The sequence below is a fragment of the Kitasatospora sp. NPDC089509 genome (genome assembly GCF_044749365.1).
In the GTDB taxonomy this organism is placed as follows: domain Bacteria; phylum Actinomycetota; class Actinomycetes; order Streptomycetales; family Streptomycetaceae; genus Kitasatospora.
The window spans coordinates 209,398-229,567 of the sequence record NZ_JBIVHS010000010.1 but is presented as its reverse complement, the minus strand read 5'-3'; the positions used below and the strand labels follow the sequence as shown (position 1 = coordinate 229,567).

19 protein-coding genes are annotated in these 20,170 nt (G+C 74.2%); 16 read left to right on the top strand and 3 right to left on the bottom strand.

Annotated features, from left to right (window positions below):
• Positions 1-8 precede the first annotated feature (8 nt).
• The 12 genes from tatA to ACIP4P_RS22580 all read left to right on the top strand — a co-directional run bounded on the left by tatA (position 9) and on the right by ACIP4P_RS22580 (position 11,943).
• On the top strand, positions 9-320 hold the full coding sequence (gene tatA, locus ACIP4P_RS22635) for a Sec-independent protein translocase subunit TatA (RefSeq protein WP_400921019.1): 312 nt from the start codon (positions 9-11) through the stop codon (positions 318-320).
• A 175-nt stretch (positions 321-495) separates the two neighbouring features.
• The gene (tatC, locus tag ACIP4P_RS22630; protein WP_400921089.1) at positions 496-1,389 is read left to right on the top strand and encodes a twin-arginine translocase subunit TatC; all 894 of its coding nucleotides are present in this window, start codon (positions 496-498) and stop codon (positions 1,387-1,389) included.
• A gap of 176 nt (positions 1,390-1,565) precedes the next feature.
• Complete coding sequence (locus ACIP4P_RS22625) at positions 1,566-2,726, top strand: NAD(P)/FAD-dependent oxidoreductase (RefSeq protein ID WP_400921017.1); 1,161 nt, start codon at positions 1,566-1,568, stop codon at positions 2,724-2,726.
• Between the two features lie 35 nt (positions 2,727-2,761).
• Positions 2,762-3,082 (top strand): (2Fe-2S)-binding protein, encoded by a 321-nt coding sequence (locus ACIP4P_RS22620; protein WP_350517238.1) that lies wholly within the window; start codon positions 2,762-2,764, stop codon positions 3,080-3,082.
• Between the two features lie 31 nt (positions 3,083-3,113).
• Positions 3,114-4,583: an NAD(P)/FAD-dependent oxidoreductase gene (locus tag ACIP4P_RS22615; protein ID WP_400921087.1), complete on the top strand. Its 1,470-nt coding sequence runs from the start codon at positions 3,114-3,116 to the stop codon at positions 4,581-4,583.
• Positions 4,584-4,674: 91 nt separating this feature from the next.
• On the top strand, positions 4,675-5,610 hold the full coding sequence (locus ACIP4P_RS22610) for a dihydrodipicolinate synthase family protein (protein ID WP_400921015.1): 936 nt from the start codon (positions 4,675-4,677) through the stop codon (positions 5,608-5,610).
• Positions 5,611-5,683: 73 nt separating this feature from the next.
• On the top strand, positions 5,684-6,688 hold the full coding sequence (locus tag ACIP4P_RS22605; protein ID WP_350513004.1) for a proline racemase family protein: 1,005 nt from the start codon (positions 5,684-5,686) through the stop codon (positions 6,686-6,688).
• A 48-nt stretch (positions 6,689-6,736) separates the two neighbouring features.
• A complete protein-coding gene (locus ACIP4P_RS22600; RefSeq protein ID WP_400921013.1) occupies positions 6,737-8,101 on the top strand; it encodes an aldehyde dehydrogenase family protein in 1,365 nt (454 codons plus the stop codon).
• A complete protein-coding gene (locus ACIP4P_RS22595) occupies positions 8,101-9,156 on the top strand; it encodes a proline racemase family protein (RefSeq protein ID WP_400921011.1) in 1,056 nt (351 codons plus the stop codon). The genes ACIP4P_RS22600 and ACIP4P_RS22595 overlap by 1 nt, the downstream gene beginning before the upstream one ends.
• The gene (locus tag ACIP4P_RS22590; protein WP_400921009.1) at positions 9,153-10,163 is read left to right on the top strand and encodes an ornithine cyclodeaminase family protein; all 1,011 of its coding nucleotides are present in this window, start codon (positions 9,153-9,155) and stop codon (positions 10,161-10,163) included. The genes ACIP4P_RS22595 and ACIP4P_RS22590 overlap by 4 nt, the downstream gene beginning before the upstream one ends.
• A 345-nt stretch (positions 10,164-10,508) precedes the next feature.
• Positions 10,509-11,219 (top strand): GntR family transcriptional regulator, encoded by a 711-nt coding sequence (locus ACIP4P_RS22585; protein ID WP_400921007.1) that lies wholly within the window; start codon positions 10,509-10,511, stop codon positions 11,217-11,219.
• A gap of 100 nt (positions 11,220-11,319) precedes the next feature.
• A complete protein-coding gene (locus ACIP4P_RS22580; RefSeq protein WP_400921005.1) occupies positions 11,320-11,943 on the top strand; it encodes a Uma2 family endonuclease in 624 nt (207 codons plus the stop codon).
• Position 11,944: 1 nt separating this feature from the next.
• Here ACIP4P_RS22580 and ACIP4P_RS22575 read toward each other — a convergent pair whose 3' ends face one another.
• Together ACIP4P_RS22575 and ACIP4P_RS22570 are read right to left on the bottom strand one after the other, a co-directional pair.
• On the bottom strand, positions 11,945-12,628 hold the full coding sequence (locus tag ACIP4P_RS22575) for an ABC transporter ATP-binding protein (RefSeq protein WP_400921003.1): 684 nt from the start codon (positions 12,626-12,628) through the stop codon (positions 11,945-11,947).
• A complete protein-coding gene (locus ACIP4P_RS22570; RefSeq protein WP_400921001.1) occupies positions 12,625-13,701 on the bottom strand; it encodes an ABC transporter permease in 1,077 nt (358 codons plus the stop codon). The genes ACIP4P_RS22575 and ACIP4P_RS22570 overlap by 4 nt, the downstream gene beginning before the upstream one ends.
• Positions 13,702-13,867: 166 nt before the next feature.
• Between ACIP4P_RS22570 and ACIP4P_RS22565 the strand changes: the two genes are divergently transcribed.
• From ACIP4P_RS22565 to ACIP4P_RS22555, 3 genes are read left to right on the top strand one after another with little or no spacing between them, the layout of a single operon-like run.
• Complete coding sequence (locus ACIP4P_RS22565) at positions 13,868-15,073, top strand: sensor histidine kinase (protein ID WP_400920999.1); 1,206 nt, start codon at positions 13,868-13,870, stop codon at positions 15,071-15,073.
• The gene (locus tag ACIP4P_RS22560; RefSeq protein WP_400920998.1) at positions 15,070-15,702 is read left to right on the top strand and encodes a response regulator; all 633 of its coding nucleotides are present in this window, start codon (positions 15,070-15,072) and stop codon (positions 15,700-15,702) included. Before ACIP4P_RS22565 ends, ACIP4P_RS22560 begins: the two co-directional genes overlap by 4 nt.
• Before the next feature lie 57 nt (positions 15,703-15,759).
• The gene (locus tag ACIP4P_RS22555; RefSeq protein WP_400920996.1) at positions 15,760-16,785 is read left to right on the top strand and encodes a nitronate monooxygenase; all 1,026 of its coding nucleotides are present in this window, start codon (positions 15,760-15,762) and stop codon (positions 16,783-16,785) included.
• A gap of 8 nt (positions 16,786-16,793) precedes the next feature.
• On the opposite strand, the gene ACIP4P_RS22550 is transcribed toward ACIP4P_RS22555, so the two are convergent.
• Entirely contained in the window at positions 16,794-18,242 is a 1,449-nt protein-coding gene (locus tag ACIP4P_RS22550; RefSeq protein WP_400920994.1) for an aminopeptidase P family protein, read from the bottom strand.
• Between the two features lie 153 nt (positions 18,243-18,395).
• Between ACIP4P_RS22550 and ACIP4P_RS22545 the strand changes: the two genes are divergently transcribed.
• Positions 18,396-20,147 (top strand): ABC transporter substrate-binding protein, encoded by a 1,752-nt coding sequence (locus ACIP4P_RS22545; RefSeq protein ID WP_400920992.1) that lies wholly within the window; start codon positions 18,396-18,398, stop codon positions 20,145-20,147.
• The last annotated feature ends 23 nt before the right edge of the window (positions 20,148-20,170 follow it).

Here is a 20,170-nt window from a genome sequence, read left to right as displayed (position 1 = left end):
GTCGGCGCATGCGCTTCTCGATGACCGCGATCGTGGTGGTCGTGGTGGTTGCCATCGTGCTGTTCGGAGCCAAGCGGCTGCCCGAGCTGGCACGCTCGTTGGGGCAGTCGATGCGGATCCTGAAGAGCGAGGCCAAGGCGATGCGCTCGGAGAACGAGCCGGACGGCGGCGCGCAGTCCGCGCCGCCCGCCCAGCCGCAGGTCTCGGCGGAGCCCACGGCGAGGACCGTCCAGTCCGCTCCGGGGGCCTCGGCCACGGCCCGTCCGGTGGCCGAACCCGGCAGCGGTCCGGGAACGCCCGGCGGCGACCGCCCGCACTGAGCGTGCCGCGGGTGAGGTGCCCGACGTACCCGAAGCACCTGGCGCACGCGGCGCACGCGACGTACGCGACCACGGAGGCCCGTCGACCGGCGGGCCTCGACGCACGAGTTGAGGACCGGGGTTGAGCAAGCTCTCCAAGGCGCCGCAGAAGGCGCCCAAGGATCCTGAGGGGCGGATGGCCCTCGCCGACCACCTGCGGGAACTGCGCAACCGCGTGGTCAAGTCGGTCCTGGCGATCGTGGTGATCACCATCATCGCGGCGATCTACCACAAGCAGATCGAGGACTTCCTGCTGGAGCCGCTGCCGCGCTGCACCGTGGAGACGGCGAGCCAGTACCACGGCAAGTGCGCCCAGGTCTCCAACATCGGTCTGACCGCCGGTTTCACCTGGATGTTGAAGGTCTCGCTGACGGCCGGCGTGGTGGCGACCGTGCCGATCTGGCTGTACCAGGTGTGGGCCTTCATCGCGCCCGGGCTGCACAAGCACGAGAAGAAGTACGCGATCGTCTTCATGGCCTGCGGGGCGCCGCTGTTCCTGGCCGGTGTGTCCGTGGCGATCCTGGTGCTGCCGACCACGGTCGACGTGCTGATCTCGTTCACCCCGAACAACACCACGCCGATCCTGCCGCCCGAGGACTACCTCGACATCGCGACCCGGATGGTGCTGGTCTTCGGCCTGGCCTTCGAGTTCCCGCTGCTGCTGGTGATGCTGAACCAGGTCGGGATGATCACCGGCAAGCGGCTGCTCGGCTGGTGGCGCGGCATGGTCATGGGCATCACGGTGTTTGCGGCCTTCGCCACCCCGAGTGCCGACCCGGTGAGCATGCTGACGCTGGCCGCGCCGATCTGGGCGCTCTACTTCGTCGCGGTGGGCATCGCGATCATGAACGACCGGCGCAAGCGCCGGAACAACCCGGACGCCGACCTGGACGACGAGGAGGCCTCGCACGTGGACCTGTCGGTGCAGCCGGTGGCCGGTGCGGAGCTGGTCCAGGCCTCCTCGACCCCGGCGGCGGGTGCGGCCCCGGTGCCGACCGCGCGCCGGGAGCAGATGGACGACATCACCTGAGCCGGGTGACCGGGTGACCGGTTGGGTCCGGCGGCCCCGGTCCTTCGCCTCGTGCGGAGGGCCGGGGCCGTTTCCGTCTCCCGGGCTTCCTGCTCCCGGGAGGGCGGTTCCTTTGGGGTTCATTTCGGGGGATCTGTGCTCTTGGCACGGTGGATGGCATGTGACATATTACTGACGTGCTGAAGACCCACAGACCTCCCCTGGACGTCGTCGTGGTCGGCGCCGGAGTGGTCGGCGCCGCCTGCGCCTACTACGCCGCCCGCGCCGGGCTCGCCGTCGCCGTCGTCGACCGCGGGCCGGTGGCCGGGGGCACCACCGGGGCGGGCGAGGGCAACCTGCTGGTCTCGGACAAGGAACCCGGCCCCGAGCTCGACCTCGCCCTGCTCAGCACCCGGCTCTGGCGCGAACTCGCCGAGGACCTCGGCCCGGCGATGGAGTACGAGGCCAAGGGCGGCGTGGTGGTCGCCTCGACGGCCGCCGGGCAGCAGGCGCTGCGGAGCTTCGCCGCCGGACAGCGGGCGGCCGGGGTCGAGGCCGAGGAGGTCCCGGCCGAGCGGCTGCGCGAGCTGGAGCCGCACCTCGCCCCCGGACTGGCGGGCGGCTTCCGGTACCCGCAGGACGCCCAGGTGCAGCCCGCCCTGGCCGCCGCCCACCTGCTGCGCGAGGCCCGTCGGATGGGCGCCGAACTGTTCACCGGGGAGAGCGTGACCGCCGTCGACCGGGGGCCGGACGGCGCGGTGCGCGGGGTGCGGACCGACCGGCGCCGCCTGGCCGCGCCCGCCGTGGTCAACGCGGCCGGCACCTGGGGCGGTGAGCTGGCCGCGCTCGCCGGGGTGCGGCTGCCGGTGCTGCCCCGGCGCGGCTTCGTCCTGGTCACCGAGCCGCTGCCGCGGCTGGTCCGGCACAAGGTGTACGCCGCCGACTACGTGGCCGACGTGGCCAGCGGCTCGGCCGGGCTGCAGACCTCCGCCGTGGTCGAGGGGACCCCGGGCGGTCCGGTGCTGATCGGCGCCAGCCGGGAGCGGGTCGGCTTCGACCGCACCCTCTCCCAGGAGGTGCTGCGCCGGCTCGCCGTCCAGGCCGCGGAGCTGTTCCCGGTGCTCGCCGAGGTCGTCGTGATGCGCACCTACCGGGGCTTCCGCCCGTACCTGCCGGACCACCTGCCGGCCGTCGGGGAGGATCCCCGGGTGCCCGGGCTCCACCACGCCTGCGGGCACGAGGGCGCCGGGATCGGGCTGGCGCCGGCCACCGGGCTGCTGATCAGCGAGCAGCTGACCGGGAAACGGCCGGAGCTCGACCTCGCGCCGTTCCGGGCGGACCGGTTCCCGGCCGCCTGAGACCCCTCGTACCGTTCCATGGATTGGAGAAGCCGGTGACGCGTCGCCGCACCCCCGCCGGGCTGGTCGAGGCCGCACCCGGCCCCGCCCACCACATCGAGTTCGACGGGAGGCCCGTCCGGGCCCTGCCCGGGCAGTCGATCGCCGCCGCGCTCTGGGCCGACGGCGTGCTCGCCTGGCGCACCACCAGGGTCGGCGGGCGTCCGCGCGGGGTGTTCTGCGGGATCGGGGCCTGCTTCGACTGCCTGGCCACCGTGGACGGCCGGCCCAACCAGCGCACCTGCCTGGTGCCCGCCGAGCCGGGCACCGTCGTTACCACCCAGGAGGGCCACGGCCGTGCCGACCTCGCCGTCTGAGTCGTTCGAACCGTCGGAGCCGTCCGGGCTGTTGGAGCCGTCCGGGCCGTCGGAGTCGTCCGGGCCGTCGGGGGCCTACGACCTCGCCGTGGTGGGTGCCGGGCCCGCCGGGCTGGCCGCCGCCGTCACCGCCGCCGACCTGGGGCTGCGCTGCGTCCTGCTGGACGGCGGGCAGAGCACCGGCGGGCAGTACTACCGGCACCCGGCGCCGGGCCTGGGCGCGGCCCGGCCGGACCGGCTGCACCACGGCTGGTCGGTCTACGCCGGGCTGGCCGGGCGGCTGGCCGCCCACGACCGGGTGGACTTCCGCGGCGGCCACCAGGTGTGGGCCCTGGAGCGGACCGACGACGGCTTCGCGGTGCACGTCACCCGCGGGCCGGAGAGCGGCGACCGGGCCACCGTCCGGGCCCGGACCGTGCTGCTCGCCACCGGGGCCTACGAGCGGCAGCTGCCGTTCCCCGGCTGGACCCTGCCCGGGGTGGTCACCGCGGGCGGCGCCCAGGCCATGCTCAAGGCCGGGCTGGTGCTGCCCGGTCGGCGGATCGTGGTGGCCGGCAGCGGGCCGCTGCTGCTCGCGGCCGCCTCCTCGCTGGTCACGGCCGGGGCCGAGGTCCCGGCCGTGGTCGAGGCGACGGACTACCTCGGGTACGCCCGGCGCCCCGACGTGCTGGCGGCCGTCCCCGCCAAGCTGGTCGAGGGCGCCGGGCACGGCCGCGCGCTGCTGCGGCACGGCGTCCGGCTGCGGCCGCGCAGCGCGGTGGTGGAGGCGCACGGGACGGACCGGGTCACCGGCGTCACGGTGGCCCGGCTGGACGCCGACTGGCGACCGCTGCCCGGCACCGAGCGGCGGATCGACTGCGACGCGCTCGCCGTCGGCCACGGGCTGCTGCCGCAGATCGACCTGGCCACCGAACTCGGGGCGGCCACCGTCACCGGGGCGGACGGCGCGGTCGCGCTGCGGGTCGACGCCCGGCTGCGCAGCTCGGTGCCCGGCCTTTGGTCCGCGGGGGAGACCAACGGCGTCGGCGGCGCGGACCTCGCGCTCGCCGAGGGGGAGTTGGCCGCGCACGCGATCGCCGCGGAGCTCTCCGGGCGGGTCGGGGAGCCGCCCGAGCGGTCGTTGCTGCGCCGCCGGGCGCGGCTGCGGGCCTTCGCCGCGCTGATGGCGGCGGCGCACCGGCCGGGGCCCGGCTGGACCGGGTGGCTGCGGCCGGACACCGACGTGTGCCGCTGCGAGGAGGTGCCGGTCGCCCGGATCCGGGAGGCCGTGGAGGAGCTGGGCGCGGGCGACCCCCGCACCGTCAAGCTGCTCACCCGGGCCGGGATGGGCTGGTGCCAGGGGCGGATGTGCGGTCCGGCCGTGGCCTGCCTGTCCGGCTCGGGCGAGCCGGGCGCGGACCGGCGGCCGTTCGCCTGCCCGGTGCCGCTCTCCCAGCTGGCGGCGGGGGTCGCTGACTCCGCCCCCGCCGCCTCCGGCCCTTGCCCGGCCACGGACGTCTAGGCCTCCTCGGGGGCGTCCCGGGCCGACCCGGGACGGCCCGTCGAACGCGCGGGCCGGGGACTCTTGTCTCCGGCCCGTCTCCTCTAATAAAATGTCACACCTCACCAAGGAGTACACCGTGTCCATCACCCCCCGTGACACCACCCGTCCCTGGCGCGGCATCATGGTCGCCACCACGATCCCGCTGCGCCCGGACCTCTCCGTCGACTACGAGGCCTACGCCGAGCACGTCCGCTGGTTGATCGAGTCCGGCTGTGACGGCGTCGTGCCCAACGGCTCGCTGGGCGAGTACCAGACGCTCACCGCCGAGGAGCGCGCCCGGGTCGTCGAGGTGGCGGTCGAGGCGGCCGGCGACGGCGCCCGGGTCATGCCCGGCGTCGCCGCGTACGGCAGCGCCGAGTCCCGCCGCTGGGCCGAGCAGGCCGCGGAGGCCGGGGCGGGCTCCGTCCTGCTGCTGCCGCCGAACGCCTACCGGGCCGACCACGACTCGGTGCGCGCCCACTACGCGGAGGTCGCCAAGGCGGGCCTGCCGGTCGTCGCGTACAACAACCCGATCGACACCAAGGTCGACCTGGTGCCCGCGCTGCTCGCGCAACTGCACGGCGAGGGCTCGATCGTGGCGGTCAAGGAGTTCAGCGGGGACGTCCGCCGGGCGTACGAGATCGCCGAGCTGGCCCCCGGGCTGGACCTGCTGATCGGCGCCGACGACGTGCTGCTGGAGCTGGCGATCGCCGGGGCCGTCGGCTGGATCGCGGGCTACCCCAACGCGCTGCCGGAGGCCTCGGTCGCGCTCTACGACGCCGCCGTCTCGCGGGACCTGGAGACCGCGCTGCCGCTGTACAAGTCGCTCCACTCGCTGTTCCGTTGGGACTCCAAGACCGAGTTCGTCCAGGCCATCAAGCTCTCCATGGACATCGCCGGCCGCCCCGGCGGGCCGGTCCGGGCGCCGCGTCAGCCGCTGCTCCCGGAGATCGAGGCGGCCGTCCGTGCGGCCACCGAGAAGGCGCTGGCCGAGGGTCTGGCGTAGCCTTCCCCCGTCCGGGCCGGCTGTGCGGGCAGCCGGCCTCAACCGACCGTTCATCAGAGGGAGTTGTGAGGCCATGCGGAGCCGTCACGTGTTCCACGCCGTCGACTCGCACACCGAGGGCATGCCGACCCGGGTGATCACCGGCGGCTTCGGCGTCATCCCCGGGGCCACCATGGCCGAGCGCCGGGTGCACTTCCAGCAGCACCTGGACCACTTCCGCACCCTGCTGATGTACGAGCCGCGCGGGCACGCGGCGATGAGCGGCGCGATCCTGCAGCCGCCGACCCGGCCGGACGCCGACTTCGGGGTGCTCTACATCGAGGTCTCCGGGCTGCTGCCGATGTGCGGGCACGGCACCATCGGAGTCGCCACCGTGCTGGTCGAGACCGGGATGGTGCCGGTGGTCGAGCCGGTCACCACGGTGCGGCTGGACACCCCCGCCGGGCTGGTGGTCGCCGAGGTGCGGGTCGAGGGCGGCGCCGCCAAGGCGGTCACCATCCGCAACGTGGCCTCGTACTCCGTCGCACTGGACCGCAAGATCGAGGTGCCCGGCTACGGCACGGTCCGCTACGACCTCGCGTACGGCGGCAACTTCTACGCGATCCTGCCGCTCGCCGAGTTCGGGCTCCCCTTCGAGCGCGAGCGCAAGCAGGAGATCCTGGACGCGGGCCTGGCCATGATGGACGCGATCAACGCGGGCCCGGACCGGCCGGTGCACCCGGAGGACCCGTCCATCCACAGCTGCCACCACGTCCAGTTGCTCGCCCCCGGCTCCACCGCCGAGCACTCCCGGCACGCGATGGCCATCCACCCCGGCTGGTTCGACCGCTCGCCCTGCGGCACCGGCACCTCGGCGCGGATGGCACAGCTGCACGCCCGCGGCGAACTGCCGCTCGGGCGCGACTTCCGCAACGACTCCTTCATCGGGACCACCTTCACCGGGCGGCTGGTCGAGGAGACCGAGGTCGCCGGGCGGCCCGCGGTGGTGCCGACCGTCACCGGACGGGCCTGGGTCACCGGCACCGCCCAGTACTTCCTCGACCCGGACGACCCGTTCCCGGCGGGCTTCCTGCTCTGACCCCCGCTGTCCAACCTGCTGTGAACTCGCTCTGAAGGGCTGGTAGTTGTGAGCATCACCTCGTACAACCCCGCCGATCCGACCGACCTGGTGGTCGCGGTCGGGGCACCCGGCGCCGAAGCCGTGCGGGCCGCCGTCGGACGGGCCCGGGCCGCCCAGGGCGGCTGGCTCGCGGCCGGGGCGGGGGCCCGGTCGGCGGCGCTGGGGCGGCTCGCGGAGGCGGTCGAGGCGCACGCCGGGGAACTGGCCGCGCTGATCGTGCGCGAGGTCGGCAAGCCGCTCGCCGAGGCGCGCGGCGAGGTCGCCCGGACCGCGGCGATCTGGCGGTACTACGCGCAGGCGCCGTACGCGCCGTCCGGGGCGGTGCACGAGACCGCCGCCGGGCCCGGGCTGCTGCTCACCCGGCGGCGCCCGTACGGGGTGGCCGGGCTGATCGCGCCGTGGAACTTCCCGCTGGCGATCCCCAGTTGGAAGGCCGCGCCGGCGTTGGCGGTCGGCAACACGGTGGTGCTCAAGCCGGCCCCCGAGGCGACCGCGTGCGCGCTGCGGCTGGCGGAGCTGGCCGGAACGGCCGGGCTGCCCGCGGACGTGTTCACGGTGCTGCCCGGCGGGGCCGAGGAGGGCGAGGCGCTGGTCGACGCCGCGGACGTGGTGTCCTTCACTGGTTCGACCGGGGTCGGGCGTGCGGTGGTCCGCGCCGCCACCGGGCGCGGGGTGCCGGTGCAGGCCGAACTCGGCGGCCTGAACGCCGCGTTGGTGCTGCCGGATGCGGACGTGGAGCTGGCCGCCGGGCACATCGCGGCCGCCGTCGCCGGCTACGCCGGGCAGAAGTGCACCGCCACCAGCCGGGTGATCGCGGTCGGTGCGGCGTACCAGCCGCTGCGCGAGGCGCTGGTCAAGGCGCTGGCATCGGTCGACGACGCGGTGTGCGGGCCGGTGATCAACGCCGCCGCGCGGGAGCGGCTGACCGTCGCCGTCGCCTCGGCGGTGGCGGCCGGGGCCGAGCTGCTGACCGGCGGGCGGGTGCCCGAGCGGGACGGCTGGTACCTCGAACCCACCCTGCTCGCCGACGTGCCGGCCGAACACCCGCTGGCCCGTGAGGAGTTCTTCGGACCGGTCGCGGTGCTGCACCGGGCGGCCGACCTGGACGAGGCGATCGCGCTGGCCAACGACACCCCGCACAGCCTCGCCACCTCGGTGCACACCCGCAGCCTGGACGTGGCGCTGGCCGCCGCCGACCGGTTGGACGCGGGCATGATCCGGGTCAACGCCCCCTCCAGCGGCGTCGACTTCCACCTGCCCTTCGGCGGGGCCAAGGGCGCCGGCCACGGCGACCGCGAACAGGGCCAGGCCGCACTGGACTTCTACACCGTCAGCCGTACCGTCAGCGTGCTGCCGGGCGGGGGCGCGTGATGGGCGCCCGCACGGTGGACCTGCTCGACACCGTCGACGCGGTCGACTACCACACGGCCGGCGAGCCGTTCCGGATCGTGCTGGGCGGGCTGCCCCCGATCCCCGGCGACAGCGTCGCCGAGCGCCGGGCGATCGTGCTCGGCGCGGGCGGCAGTGCCACCGCGCCCCGGCCCGGTGCGCTGGACACCGTCCGGCAGCTGCTGGTCCGGGAGCCGCGTGGGCACGCCGGGATGTACGGCGGCTTCCTGGTGCCGCCGGACGACGACGAGGCGCACCTGGGCGTGCTGTTCTGGCACAAGGACGGCTACTCGACGGCCTGCGGGCACGGCACCATCGCGCTCGGCGCCTGGGCGGTGGACTCCGGGCTGGTCAAGGCGCCCGCCGACGGCACGGCCCGGGTGCGGATCGACGTGCCCTCCGGGCGGGTCACCGCGCTGGTGCACCGGGCCGGCGGGCGGACCACCGGGGTCACCTTCCGCAACGTGCCCAGCCGGGTCAGCGCCCTGAAGCTGCCGCTGACCACCTCGCGCGGGGTGGTCGAGGTCGCGGTGGCGCACTCCGGTGCGTGCTACGCCTCGGTGCCGGCGGCCGCGCTCGGCCTCGCGGTCGAGCCGGCGCAGCTGCCCGAACTCACCGCTGTGGGGCGGGAGATCAGGGAGCTGCTGGCCGGCACCGAGGCGGTCGTCCACCCCGAGGACGGGCGGCTGTCCGGGGTGTACGGGGTGGTGCTGTACGACGAACTGCCCTCCGTCGACGGTGTGTTGAGCCAGCGGAACGTCACCGTGTTCGCGGACGGGCAGATCGACCGCTCGCCCTGCGGCTCCGGCACCTCCGCCCGGCTCGCGGTGCTCGCGGCCGAGGGGCGGCTCGCCCCGGGGGAGGAGCTGCGGCACGAGTCGATCATCGGCACGGTGTTCACCGGGCGGGTCCTGGCCGGCGGGGACCCGCTGGCGGAGGGCGTGGTGACCGAGGTCAGCGGGACGGCGCACCGCACCGGGGAGCACCGGTTCGTGCTGGAGTCGGGGGACGGGCTGGGGACGGGGTTCCTGCTGTGAGTGCTGCTGTGTCGTCCGGTTCCGTTGCGTCCGGTGTCGTTGCGCCCGGTTCCGACCTGACCGGTACTGATCTGCCCGGCGCGGCGGCTGAGCCGCTCCAGTACGCCGTGCCGGGGGTCGGCGGTGTCGGGCCCGCCGACGCGGTGCGGGCGATCGAGCGGGTGCTGCTGGACGGGTTCGACCCGGAAGCGGCACCCGCCCGGTCGGCCGTACCGGTACCGGCCGGGGAGCTGCTGATGATGCCGGCCGCCGCCGGGCCCTACGCGGGGGTCAAGATCGCCGGGGTGGCGCCGGCCAACCCCGCGCTCGGACTGCCCCGGATCACCGGCAGCTACCTGCTGCTGGACGGACCGACCCTGCAGCCGCTGGCCGTCCTGGACGGCGCGGCCCTCACGGCCCTGCGCACGCCCGCCGTGACGGCGGCGGCGCTAGCGCGGCTTGCGGTGCCGGAGGCCGAGCACCTGGTGGTGTTCGGCTCCGGGCCGCAGGCGTACGGGCACCTGGACGCGCTGCTGGCCGTCCGGCCGCTCCGGCGGGTGACGGTGGTGGCGCGCGACGCCGGTCGGGCGGCCGCACTGGCGGCGTACGGACGCGGGCTCGGGCTCTCGGCGGCCGTGGGCGCGCCGGAGGCCGTCGCCGGGGCGGACCTCGTGGTCTGCTGCACCACCGCGCGCACCCCGCTGTTCGACGGCGCGCTGGTGCCCGGGCACGCGGCCGTCGCGGCGGTCGGCTCGCACGAGCCGGACGCCCGTGAGGTGGACGAGGTGCTGGTCGGGCGGGCCGAGCTGTACGTGGAGGCGCGCGGCGTCGCGGCCCGGGAGGCCGGGGACCTGCTGATGGCGGGTGCGCTGGGGCAGCGGCAGGTGTGGAACCTGGCCGAGCTGGTGCGCGGCGACGCGCTGGTGCCGGACGGGCGGCCGCGGTTCTTCAAGAGCGTCGGGATGGCCTGGGAGGACCTGGCGGTGGCGGCCGAGGTCTACCGGTCCGGGCGGTCCCAGTCGCCGTAGTGGGTGAGTCGGCTGCCGGGGGTGTCGCCCCCGGCGGAGGTCGGCAGTCGTGGAGCCGGAGTCGGCTCGGTGGGAGGGGATCCCCCACCGGGCCGGCTCCTTCGCGTTTCAGGCGTCCGGCGCGGTCCGGTCGTAGGTGGAGAGGATCGGCGAGCTTCACGTCGCTGGTGGGGAGGTTCCGGGCGGCGTAGCCAGATCGTGTGCCGTCGGCCGTTGTCAGGGCCGACGGCCGCTGCCACGATGAGCATCGGCGGGGTTGACGGGGCGTCCGGATCCCGGATTGTTGCGCGCTCAACGTAACGTGACATTGTACGCTGGTGTTCTGCACCCACCCGGAGGAACACCATGGCCGAGCTCAAATCCCGCACCCTGATCTCCGTGCAGGAGCGGCTCCGCGACCAGGTCGCCCACGCCCTCCGGGCGGCCCTCATCTCCGGCGAACTGCGCCCCGGAGTCGTCTACTCCGCGCCCGCGCTCGCCGCCGACTTCGGCGTCTCGGCGACCCCCGTCCGCGAGGCCATGCTCGACCTCGCCCGCGAGGGGCTGGTCGAGGCCGTCCGCAACAAGGGCTTCCGGGTCACCGAGCTCACCGAGCGCGACCTCGACGACTACACCGGGATCCGCGCCCTGATCGAGGTCCCGACCGTCGGCCTGGTCACCCGGACGGCGACCAAGGAGCAGCTGGAGCGGCTGCGCCCGGAGGCCGAGGCGATCGTCGCGGCCGCGCGCAAGCACGACCTGATCGGCTACCTGGAGGCGGACCGGCAGTTCCACCTCGACCTGCTGGGGCTGGCGGGCAACGCCCGGCTGGTGGAGGTGGTCGGCGACCTGCGCAAGCGCTCCCGGCTGTACGGGCTGACCCGGCTGGACGAGCTGGGGCAGCTGGTGTCCTCGGCGGAGGAGCACGTGGAGCTGCTGGACCTGATGCTCACCGGCGACGCGGAGGCGGCCGAGGCCTGCATGACCCGGCACCTCAGCCACGTCCGGTCGCTCTGGGCGGGCCAGGACGAGGAGGCCGAGCCGGAGCGCCCGGCTCTGCGGCTGCGGGCTCGGTAGGGGCTAAACCACCCATTTGGGTGAAGAGTGGGAATCGGGGGACGGAAGGCGCCCGCGTTCTACGATGATGATCTCGACATCGGCAGCCAGGAGGAACTCCATGTCCGCCGCAGCAGTGGAAGAGCCCTTTGAGCAGCGCCCGCTGCTCAGAGCCGTTGAGCAGCCGACGCTGCTTGAGGCCGCCGAGCTGATCTCCAACCAGTTCGTCGGGCACCGGGTCGAGATCGTCGGGAGCCAGATCACCGTGACGCCGCCGCCGAATGCTTCGCACGGTAAGTCGCTGAGCCGCCTCATGCGTGTGCTGTTCGCGGCCGGCCTCGACGGGGACGAGGTCGACGTTCTGCAGAACGTCGGTATCTGGTTGCCGAGCGGACCTTCGGACTACGCGGTACCGGACCTGTCGATCGTTGACGCCGACATCGACGACCATGTGATCGAGTACAACTGCTACGACCCGGAAGTCTTCCGTCTCGTGCTTGAGGTCACGTCATCGAATCTCAGCGACGACCTGAAGAAGAAGCCGGCCGCCTACGCCTCGGCCGGCGTGCCGGTCTACGTCATCGTGGACCGGACGAATCAGCGGGTCATGATGCTGACCGAGCCGCAGGACGACGAATACCAAGTGCACGTCGTCCACCACCCGGGGCAGTCGTTCACACTGCCGGAGTCGATCGGGGCGTCGGTGACGCTTTCGGTGGACGACGTGCTGGCGGCGAAGAAGTAGCTCAGGCCACCGCCGCCGGGAGCGTCAGGCGGCCGTCGTGGACCTCGGCGATCTGGTCGACGGCCGTCAGGTGGGTGCGGTCGTGGGTGACCAGGACGGTGGCCGTGGCCCGGCGGTGGGTGAGGTCGGTGATCAACTCCAGGACGGCGGCGCCGCGTTCGTGGTCGAGGGCGCTGGTGGGCTCGTCGACGAGCAGCACGGTGGGGTCGTTCATCAACGCCCGGGCGATGTTGACCCGTTGGCGCTGGCCGCCGGACAGCTGGTGCGGCCGGCGGGCGGCCTGGTCGCGGAGGCCGACGGCGTCGAGGAGTTCCAGGGCGCGGCCGCGGGCCTCGCGGGGGGAGCGGCCGTCCAGGTGGGCCATCACCTGGAGCTGTTCGGCGGCGGTGAGCGAGGGCAGCAGGTTGGCCTGCTGGAAGACGATGCCGATCCGGTCGCGGCGCAGTGCGGTGAGCTCGGCGCGGCTCAGGCCGGTGGTGTCGGTGCCGTCGACCACGACCCGGCCGGAGTCCGGGGTGATCAGGGTGGCGGCCACCGCCAGCAGGCTGGACTTGCCGGAGCCGGAGGGGCCGACCACGGCGGTGATGGAGCCCTCGGGGACGGTCAGTGAGACCTCGTCCAGGGCGGTCAGCCGGCCGTCGCCGTCGGGGTAGGTGAGGGTGATGCGGTCGAGGGTCAAGCTCATCGGGCGCTCCCCAGGGCGGTCAGCGGGTCGACGGAGGTGATCCGGCGGATGGACAGGGCCGCGCCGACCGCGCCGAGGGCGATCATGACGACGGCGGGCAGCAGGACGGTCGGGGCGTCCAGGACGAAGGGGACGGCGGAGCCGATCAGCGCGCCGAAGCCGGCGGCGATCGCGGTGCCCACGGCCGTACCGAGCACCAGCAGCAGCACCGCCTGGCCGAGGGCGTCCCGCAGCAGGTAGCGGGTGGAGGCGCCGAGGGCCTTCAGCACGGCGATGTCGCCGCTGCGCTGGATCGTCCAGACGGTGAAGAAGGCGCCGATCACCAGGGCGGAGATGGCGAACAGGAAGCCGCGCATCAGCTGCAGCGAGCCGTTCTCGGAGGTGTAGGAGCCGATCGCGGCCAGCGCGTCGTCGCGGGTGCGGGTGACGGTGCCGTGCCGGGCGTCGGCGGCGGCGAGGTCGGCGCCCTTGGCGGTGTGCAGGGCGATGACGGTGGCGTGGCCGGTCCCGCCGGGGGCGAACCGCTGCCAGTCGGTGAGGCTGGTCCAGATCACCGGGGTGTGGCTGTACGCGGCGTCGCCCTCGACGGCGGCGACGTGCAGCGGGTGCCCGGCCATGGTGAAGTCGGCGCCGGCGGTGAGGTTGCCGAGCTTCTCGGCGGCGGTGCGGGAGAGCACGGCCTGGCCGGGGGCGATCCGGTCGCCCTGCGGGGCCAGGTCGGAGCCGTCCGGGACGCCGAAGGCGGACAGCGCGGCGGTGCGGGTGCCCGCGGCGGCCTTGGTGGTGGTGATGCCGAGCGGCTGGGCGGAGGTGACGCCCGGCTCGCGGGACCAGGCCTGCCACTGGTCGGGGGTGAGCTGGGAGTCGGTGAAGCTCAGCTGCTGCCCGTCGGCGGGCTTGGAGAACACCAGGTGGTCCGCGGGCAGGCCGGTGATCGCGGAGATGTTCTGCCGGCCGAGCCCGGCGGTCAGGCCGGACAGCAGGCCGACCAGCACGGTGATCAGCACGATGACGGTTCCCATCAGGGCGAACCGCCCCTTGGCGAATCGGAGATCCCTCCAGGCGACGAACACGGTGGGCCTTCCTGCGGCAGCGGGACTGGTGACGCTGCCAACATTCGTCGAACCGGGGGGCCGCGGGCATCGCGCCGGGGATTGCATCCTGGGCATCGAAGGGCAGAAGCGGAGTTCAACCTTTTGATTGATGCCGCCGTGCGCGGGCGGAACCTAGGCTGGAGGGATGGCGACCGAACGTTCCCGAATCACCCCCGTCGCCCGCGTCCTCCGGCTCTGCCTGCACCTGCTCGTGGCGGGCCTGCTCGTCCTCGCCGTCGCCCGGGCCGCCTCCGTCGACCGGGGCGGCGATCCGGCGGCCGTGGCCGCCGCGGCCTCCGCGATGGCCGCCGTGTACGCCGTCGGGCCGAAGCTGGCCGCCGTGCACCGCTCCCGCCGGGGCGCCGCGCTCTGGCTGGCGCTGCTCGGCGTCACCTGGGCGGGCCTGCTGGTCGCCACCCAGGACGGGGTGTGGCTGGCCTTCCCGCTGTACTTCCTGGAACTGCACCTGCTCGGGCGGCGCGGCGGGCTGACGGCCGTGGCCCTCACCGCGGCCGGGGCGATCGCCGCCTGGTCCTGGCACCAGCACGCCTTCAACCTGGCCGCCTCGATCGGGCCCGCGCTCGGCGCCGCCGTCGCCACCGCCACGGTGCTCGGCTACCAGGCGCTGTACCGGGAGAGCGAGGAACGGCGCGGGCTGATCGACGAGCTGACCGCCGCCCGCGCCGACCTCGCCGCCGCCCACCACGCGGCCGGGGTGCTCGCCGAGCGCGAGCGGCTCGCCCGGGAGATCCACGACACCCTGGCGCAGAGCCTCAGCTCGATCCAACTGCTGCTGCGGGCGGCCCAGCGGGCGCTGCCCGAGCGCACCGAGGCCGCCGCCGGGTACGTCGAACAGGCCCGGCAGGCCGCCCAGGACAACCTGGACGAGGCCCGGCGGTTCGTCCGGGCGCTCACCCCGCCCGCGCTGGACGGCGATCCGCTGCCGGTCGCCCTGGAACGGCTGTGCGCGACCACCACGGCGCACAGCGCCTTGCCCGTCCACCTGCACGTCTCCGGGCACCAGGTGCGGCTGCCGGCCGCGCAGGAGGTGGCGCTGCTGCGGATCGCGCAGTCGGCGCTCGGCAACACCGTGCGGCACGCCGAGGCCTCGCGGGCCGAGGTGACACTCAGCTACATGGAGGGCGAGGTGGCGTTGGACGTGTTCGACGACGGGGCCGGGTTCGACCCGGCGGCGGTGGCCGGCCGCACCGGCGGGGACGGCGGCTTCGGACTGCCCTCGATGCGGGCCCGGGCCCGGGCGCTCGGCGGCAGCTTCACCGTGGAGTCCGCGCCCGGCGAGGGCACCGCGCTGGCCGTGCAACTGCCGATCACCCCGGAGGCCGGCTCGTGATCCGGTTGCTGATCGCCGACGACCACCCGGTGGTGCGGGCCGGACTGCGGGCGGTGCTGGAGAGCGAGCCGGACTTCGCCATCGTGGCGGAGGCGGCCACCGCGGAGCGGGCCGTCGAGCTGGCGACCGAACCGGGTGTCGACGTGGACGTGGTGCTGATGGACCTGCAGTTCGGTCCCGGCTCGGCGATGAACGGGGCGCAGGCCACCGCGGCGATCACCGCCCGGGCGGGCGCGCCGCGGGTGCTGGTGGTCACCACCTACGACAGCGACGCGGACACCCTGCCCGCGCTGGAGGCGGGCGCCACCGGGTACCTGCTCAAGGACGCGCCGCCGGAGGAACTCGCCCAGGCCGTCCGCTCGGCCGCGGCGGGGCGCAGCGCGCTCGCGCCGAGCGTGGCGGACCGGCTGCTGGAGCGGATGCGGACGCCCGCGGCGGCGCTCAGCGCGCGGGAGACCGAGGTGCTGGGGCTGGTCGCGGACGGGCTGACCAACCAGCAGATCAGCCAGCACCTGCACCTGAGCCAGGCCACCGTGAAGTCCCATCTGGTGCACATCTACACCAAGTTGGGGGTCGACTCGCGTACCGCGGCGGTGCGGGAGGCACGCGGGCGCGGGCTGATCCGCTGAGCCCGCCGGGCGTAGGGTGGGGGCGTTCCGTGCCCGCGGCAATGTGAGGAGCGCCCGATGACCGTACGCCTCGCCGACCTGGACCTTCCGGTGATCGGGGCCCCGATGGCGGGCGGCGCCTCGACGCCCGCGCTGGTGGCCGCGGTCAACCGGGCCGGCGGGCTGGGGTTCCTGGCCGCCGGCTACCGCAGCGCCACCGGGATGGCCGAACAGATCGCCGAGGTACGGAAGTCGACCGACCGGCCGTACGGCGTGAACCTCTTCGTGCCCGGCCCGCCCGGGGATCCGGCGGCGGTCGCCGCCTACCGGGAGCGGCTGCGGCCCGAGGCCGAGCGGTGGGGGGTGGAGCTGCCGGAGCTGATCGGGCCGGACCGGGACGACTGGGAGGCCAAGCTCGACGTGCTGCTCGCCGACCCGGTGCCGGTGGTCTCGTACACCTTCGGGCTGCCGACGGCCGGGCAGGCCGCCGCGCTGCGGGCGGCGGGAGTCCTCCAGATCGGCACGGTGACCACGCCGGAGGAGGCCCGGGCGGCCCAGGCGGTCGGGATGGACGCCCTGGCCGTGCAGGGCCCGGAGGCCGGCGGGCACCGCTCCACCCACCGGATCACTGACCTGCCGGGCGAGCTGCCGCTGCCCCGACTGCTGGCCGCGGTACGGGCGGTGACCTCGTTGCCGCTGATCGCCGCGGGCGGGCTGGGCGACGGCCCGGCGATCGCGGCGGCGCTGCGGGCCGGGGCGGACGCGGTGCAGCTGGGCACGGCGCTGCTGCGCTCCGACGAGTCCGGCGCCTCGGCCGCCCACCGGGCCGCGCTCACCGAACTGCCGGAGACCGTGGTCACCCGCGCCTTCACCGGCCGCCCGGCCCGCGGCCTGCGCAACGCCTTCATCGACCGCCACGGCCCGTACGCCCCGCCCGCCTACCCCGAGGTCCACCACCTCACCGCCCCGCTGCGCGCGGCCGCCACCCGCCGCGCCGACACCACCGCCATGCACCTCTGGGCGGGCACCGCCCACCACCTGGCCCGCACCGGCCCGGCGGCGGCGATCGTCACGGACCTGTGGCGGAGCGCGCGGGAGGGCTGAGCGGGGGCTCACCCCAGGAGGTCGGCCATCCAGGACTCGATGGCGGGGGCCGTGCGGGGGAGGGCGGCGGACATCAGGTGGGCGCCGTCCTCGGTGATGACCAGGTCGTCCTCGATGCGGATGCCGAGGCCGCGGAGTTCGAGGGGGAGGGTTTCGTCGTCGGGCTGGAGGTAGAGGCCCGGTTCGACGGTGAGGACCATGCCGGGTTCCAGGGTGCCGTCGAGGTAGCGGTCGGCGCGGGACTTGGCGCAGTCGTGGTAGTCGAGGCCGAGCATGTGGCCGCTGCCGCAGAGGGTGTAGCGGCGGTAGAGGCCGTTGTCCTCGTCGAGGGCCTGCTCGGCGGGGATGCGCAGGACGCCCCAGTCGGCGAGGCCTTCGGCGATGACGCGCATGGCGGCGCGGTGGAAGTCCCGGAAGCGGGCGCCGGGGCGCAGGGCGGCGATGCCGGCGCTCTGGGCGGCGAGGACGAGGTCGTAGGCCTGGCGCTGGACCGGGGTGAAGGTGCCGCTGAGCGGGAGGGTGCGGGTGATGTCGGCGGCGTAGAGGGTGTCGGTCTCGACGCCGGCGTCCAGCAGGAGCAGGGAGTCGGGGTCGAGGGCGCCGTCGTTGCGGATCCAGTGCAGCACGCAGGCGTGGGCGCCGGAGGCGGCGATGGTGGTGTAGCTGGTGCCGTTGCCCTCGGCGCGGGCGCGCAGGTCGAAGACACCCTCGATCCAGCGTTCGCCGCGGTGGTGGCGCAGTGCGGTGGGCAGGGCGCGGACGACGTCCTCGAAGCCGGTGACGGTGTGGTCGACGGCGAGTTGCAGCTGTTCGACCTCCCAGGTGTCCTTGACCAGGCGCAACTCGGAGAGCACGGCGGCGAGTTCGGTGTCCTGGGGGAGGGTGCCGCGGCCGGTGGCCCGGTCGACGGCGGGGTCGGTGCCGGCCAGTACCCGGGTGGGCGGCTGCGGTCCGGTGAAGAGCTTGCCGAGGTCGTCGAGGTGTGCGGTGCGGATGCCGGTGAGCTGCGCGGCTTCGGCGAGGTCGGGGCGGCGGCCGACCCAGAACTCGCCGTAGCGGCGGTCGCGGTAGAACTCGCCGCCGCTGCGCGGGGACCGGGGGTGGACGTGGAGCACCGGTTCGTGGCCTTCGGGGCCGGCGGGTTCGAGCACCAGGACGTGGTCGGCCTGGTCCTCGCCGGTGAGTCCGGTGAGCCAGGCGTACGCGCTGTGCGGACGGAAGCGGTGGTCGAGGTCGTTGCAGCGGACCTTGAGGCGGCCGGCCGGGATGACCAGCCGCTCGCCGGGGAAGGCGGCGGAGAGCCGGGCGCGGCGGCCGGGGAACCGGTCGTGACCGGGGACGCGGTGGTCGGCGGGGAGCGGGGTGGCGGCCCAGCTGGTGCCCATGAAGGCCGCCAGGGCGGGGGAGACCGGGAGGTCGTGGCTCCCGGTGTTGAGGCCGGTCTGCGGGTGGGTCACCGGTGAACTCCTAAGCGGCGCGGGGGAGGTGAGGTGCACGGACACAGCTGGGTAACGGACGGCGTCACCCCTTGTGCAGTGCAATTTCACATTACTATGTTACGGGTCACACAGCGGAGCGGCCGGAGCAGGCCCCCCACAGCGGAGTTGCACATGACCAGGCGCACCCATGCCGCCCTCGCGGCGGCCCTCGCGGCGACCCTCACCCTCGGACTCGGGGCCTGCAAGAACGACAAGAGCGACAGCGGCGGCGACGCCGGACCCGCCAACAGCCAGGGCCCGGGCGCCGCGTCCGGCTCGATCGTCGGCGGCACCCCGGTCAAGGGCGGCACCCTCGACATCCTGACCAACCAGGACTTCGCCCACCTCGACCCGGCCCGCAACTGGACCGTGCCGCACATGGACTTCGGCACCCGGCTGATCTACCGCACCCTGACCACCTTCAAGTCCGAGCCGGGCGCCGCCGGCAGCGAGATCGTCCCGGACCTCGCCACCGACCTCGGCAAGTCCTCCGAGGGCGGCAAGGTGTGGACCTTCACCCTCAAGGACGGCCTCAAGTACGAGGACGGCAGCCCGATCAAGTCCGCCGACATCAAGTACAACGTCGAGCGCTCCTTCTCCCCGGACCTCACCGGCGGCCCCGACTACGCCGTCCAGTACCTGGCGGGCGGTGAGAACTACAAGGGCCCGCTGACCGGCGAGCACCTGGCCAGCATCGAGACCCCGGACGAGAAGACGATCGTCTTCCACCTCAAGCGCCCGGTGGCCGAGTTCTCCGACACCGTCACCCTGCCGACCTTCTCCCCGGTGCCGCAGGCCCAGGAGAAGGGCACCCTGTACGACTCCCGGCCGTTCTCCTCCGGGCCGTACAAGATCGAGACCTACGACCGGGGCAAGCAGCTGGTGCTGGTCCGCAACACCAGTTGGGACCAGGCCACCGACTCCGTCCGCAAGGCGTACCCGGACCGGATCGTGGTCACCGAGGGCATCAAGGGCGGCCAGGCCGACGACCGGATCATCGCCAGCGACGGCGCCGACGCCAACGCCATCAACATGCCCTGGATGCAGCACGAGTCGGCCGCCAAGGTGCTGCCCAAGCCGGACGTGAAGGCCCGCATGGTGGCGGAGTCGACCGGCTGCACCGACATGCTCTACCTGAACACCGCCAAGGCGCCGTTCGACGACCCGAAGGTGCGCGACGCGATGATGTGGGCGGTCGACCGGGAGGCCCAGGTCACCGCGTTCGGCGGCCCGGCGATGACCGACACCGCCACCTCCTTCCTGCCGCCCTCGCTCACCGGCGGCGTCAAGTCCGACCCGCTGAAGATCCCGCCGGCCGGCGACCCGGAGAAGGCCAAGGCGCTGCTCAAGGAGGCGGGCAAGACCGACCTCAAGGTCTCGCTGCTGGTCTCGCTCAACGACAAGACCCGCGGCGAGGCGATCCAGCAGTCGCTGTCCAAGGTCGGCGTCCAGGTCACCGTCAACACCGTGGACCCGTCCGCCTTCACCGACACCCTGGGCGACACCAAGAACGCCCCCGAGCTGACCATCAACGGCTGGTGCCCGGACTACCCGTCCGCCGCGACCTTCTTCCCGTTCCTGTTCGACGGACGGACCATCAAGGAGAAGGGCAACCAGGGCAACTACAGCCAGTTCCGGGACCAGGCCACGATGGACCGGATGGACCAGATCGCGGCCATGACGGACGTCGACGAGGCCAACAAGGCCTGGCAGCAGCTGGACGCGGACCTGATGAAGAAGGCCCCGGCCGTCCCGCTGATGTGGCAGCGCCGCCCGCTGCTGGTCGGCACCAACGTGGCCGGCGCCTTCGGCAACGTCGGCTTCGCGGGCATGATCGACCTGGCCACGGTCGGCCTCAAGGACCCTGCCAAGGGCAAGGGCTGAGGGGCCGGCACCGATGAGTGCAA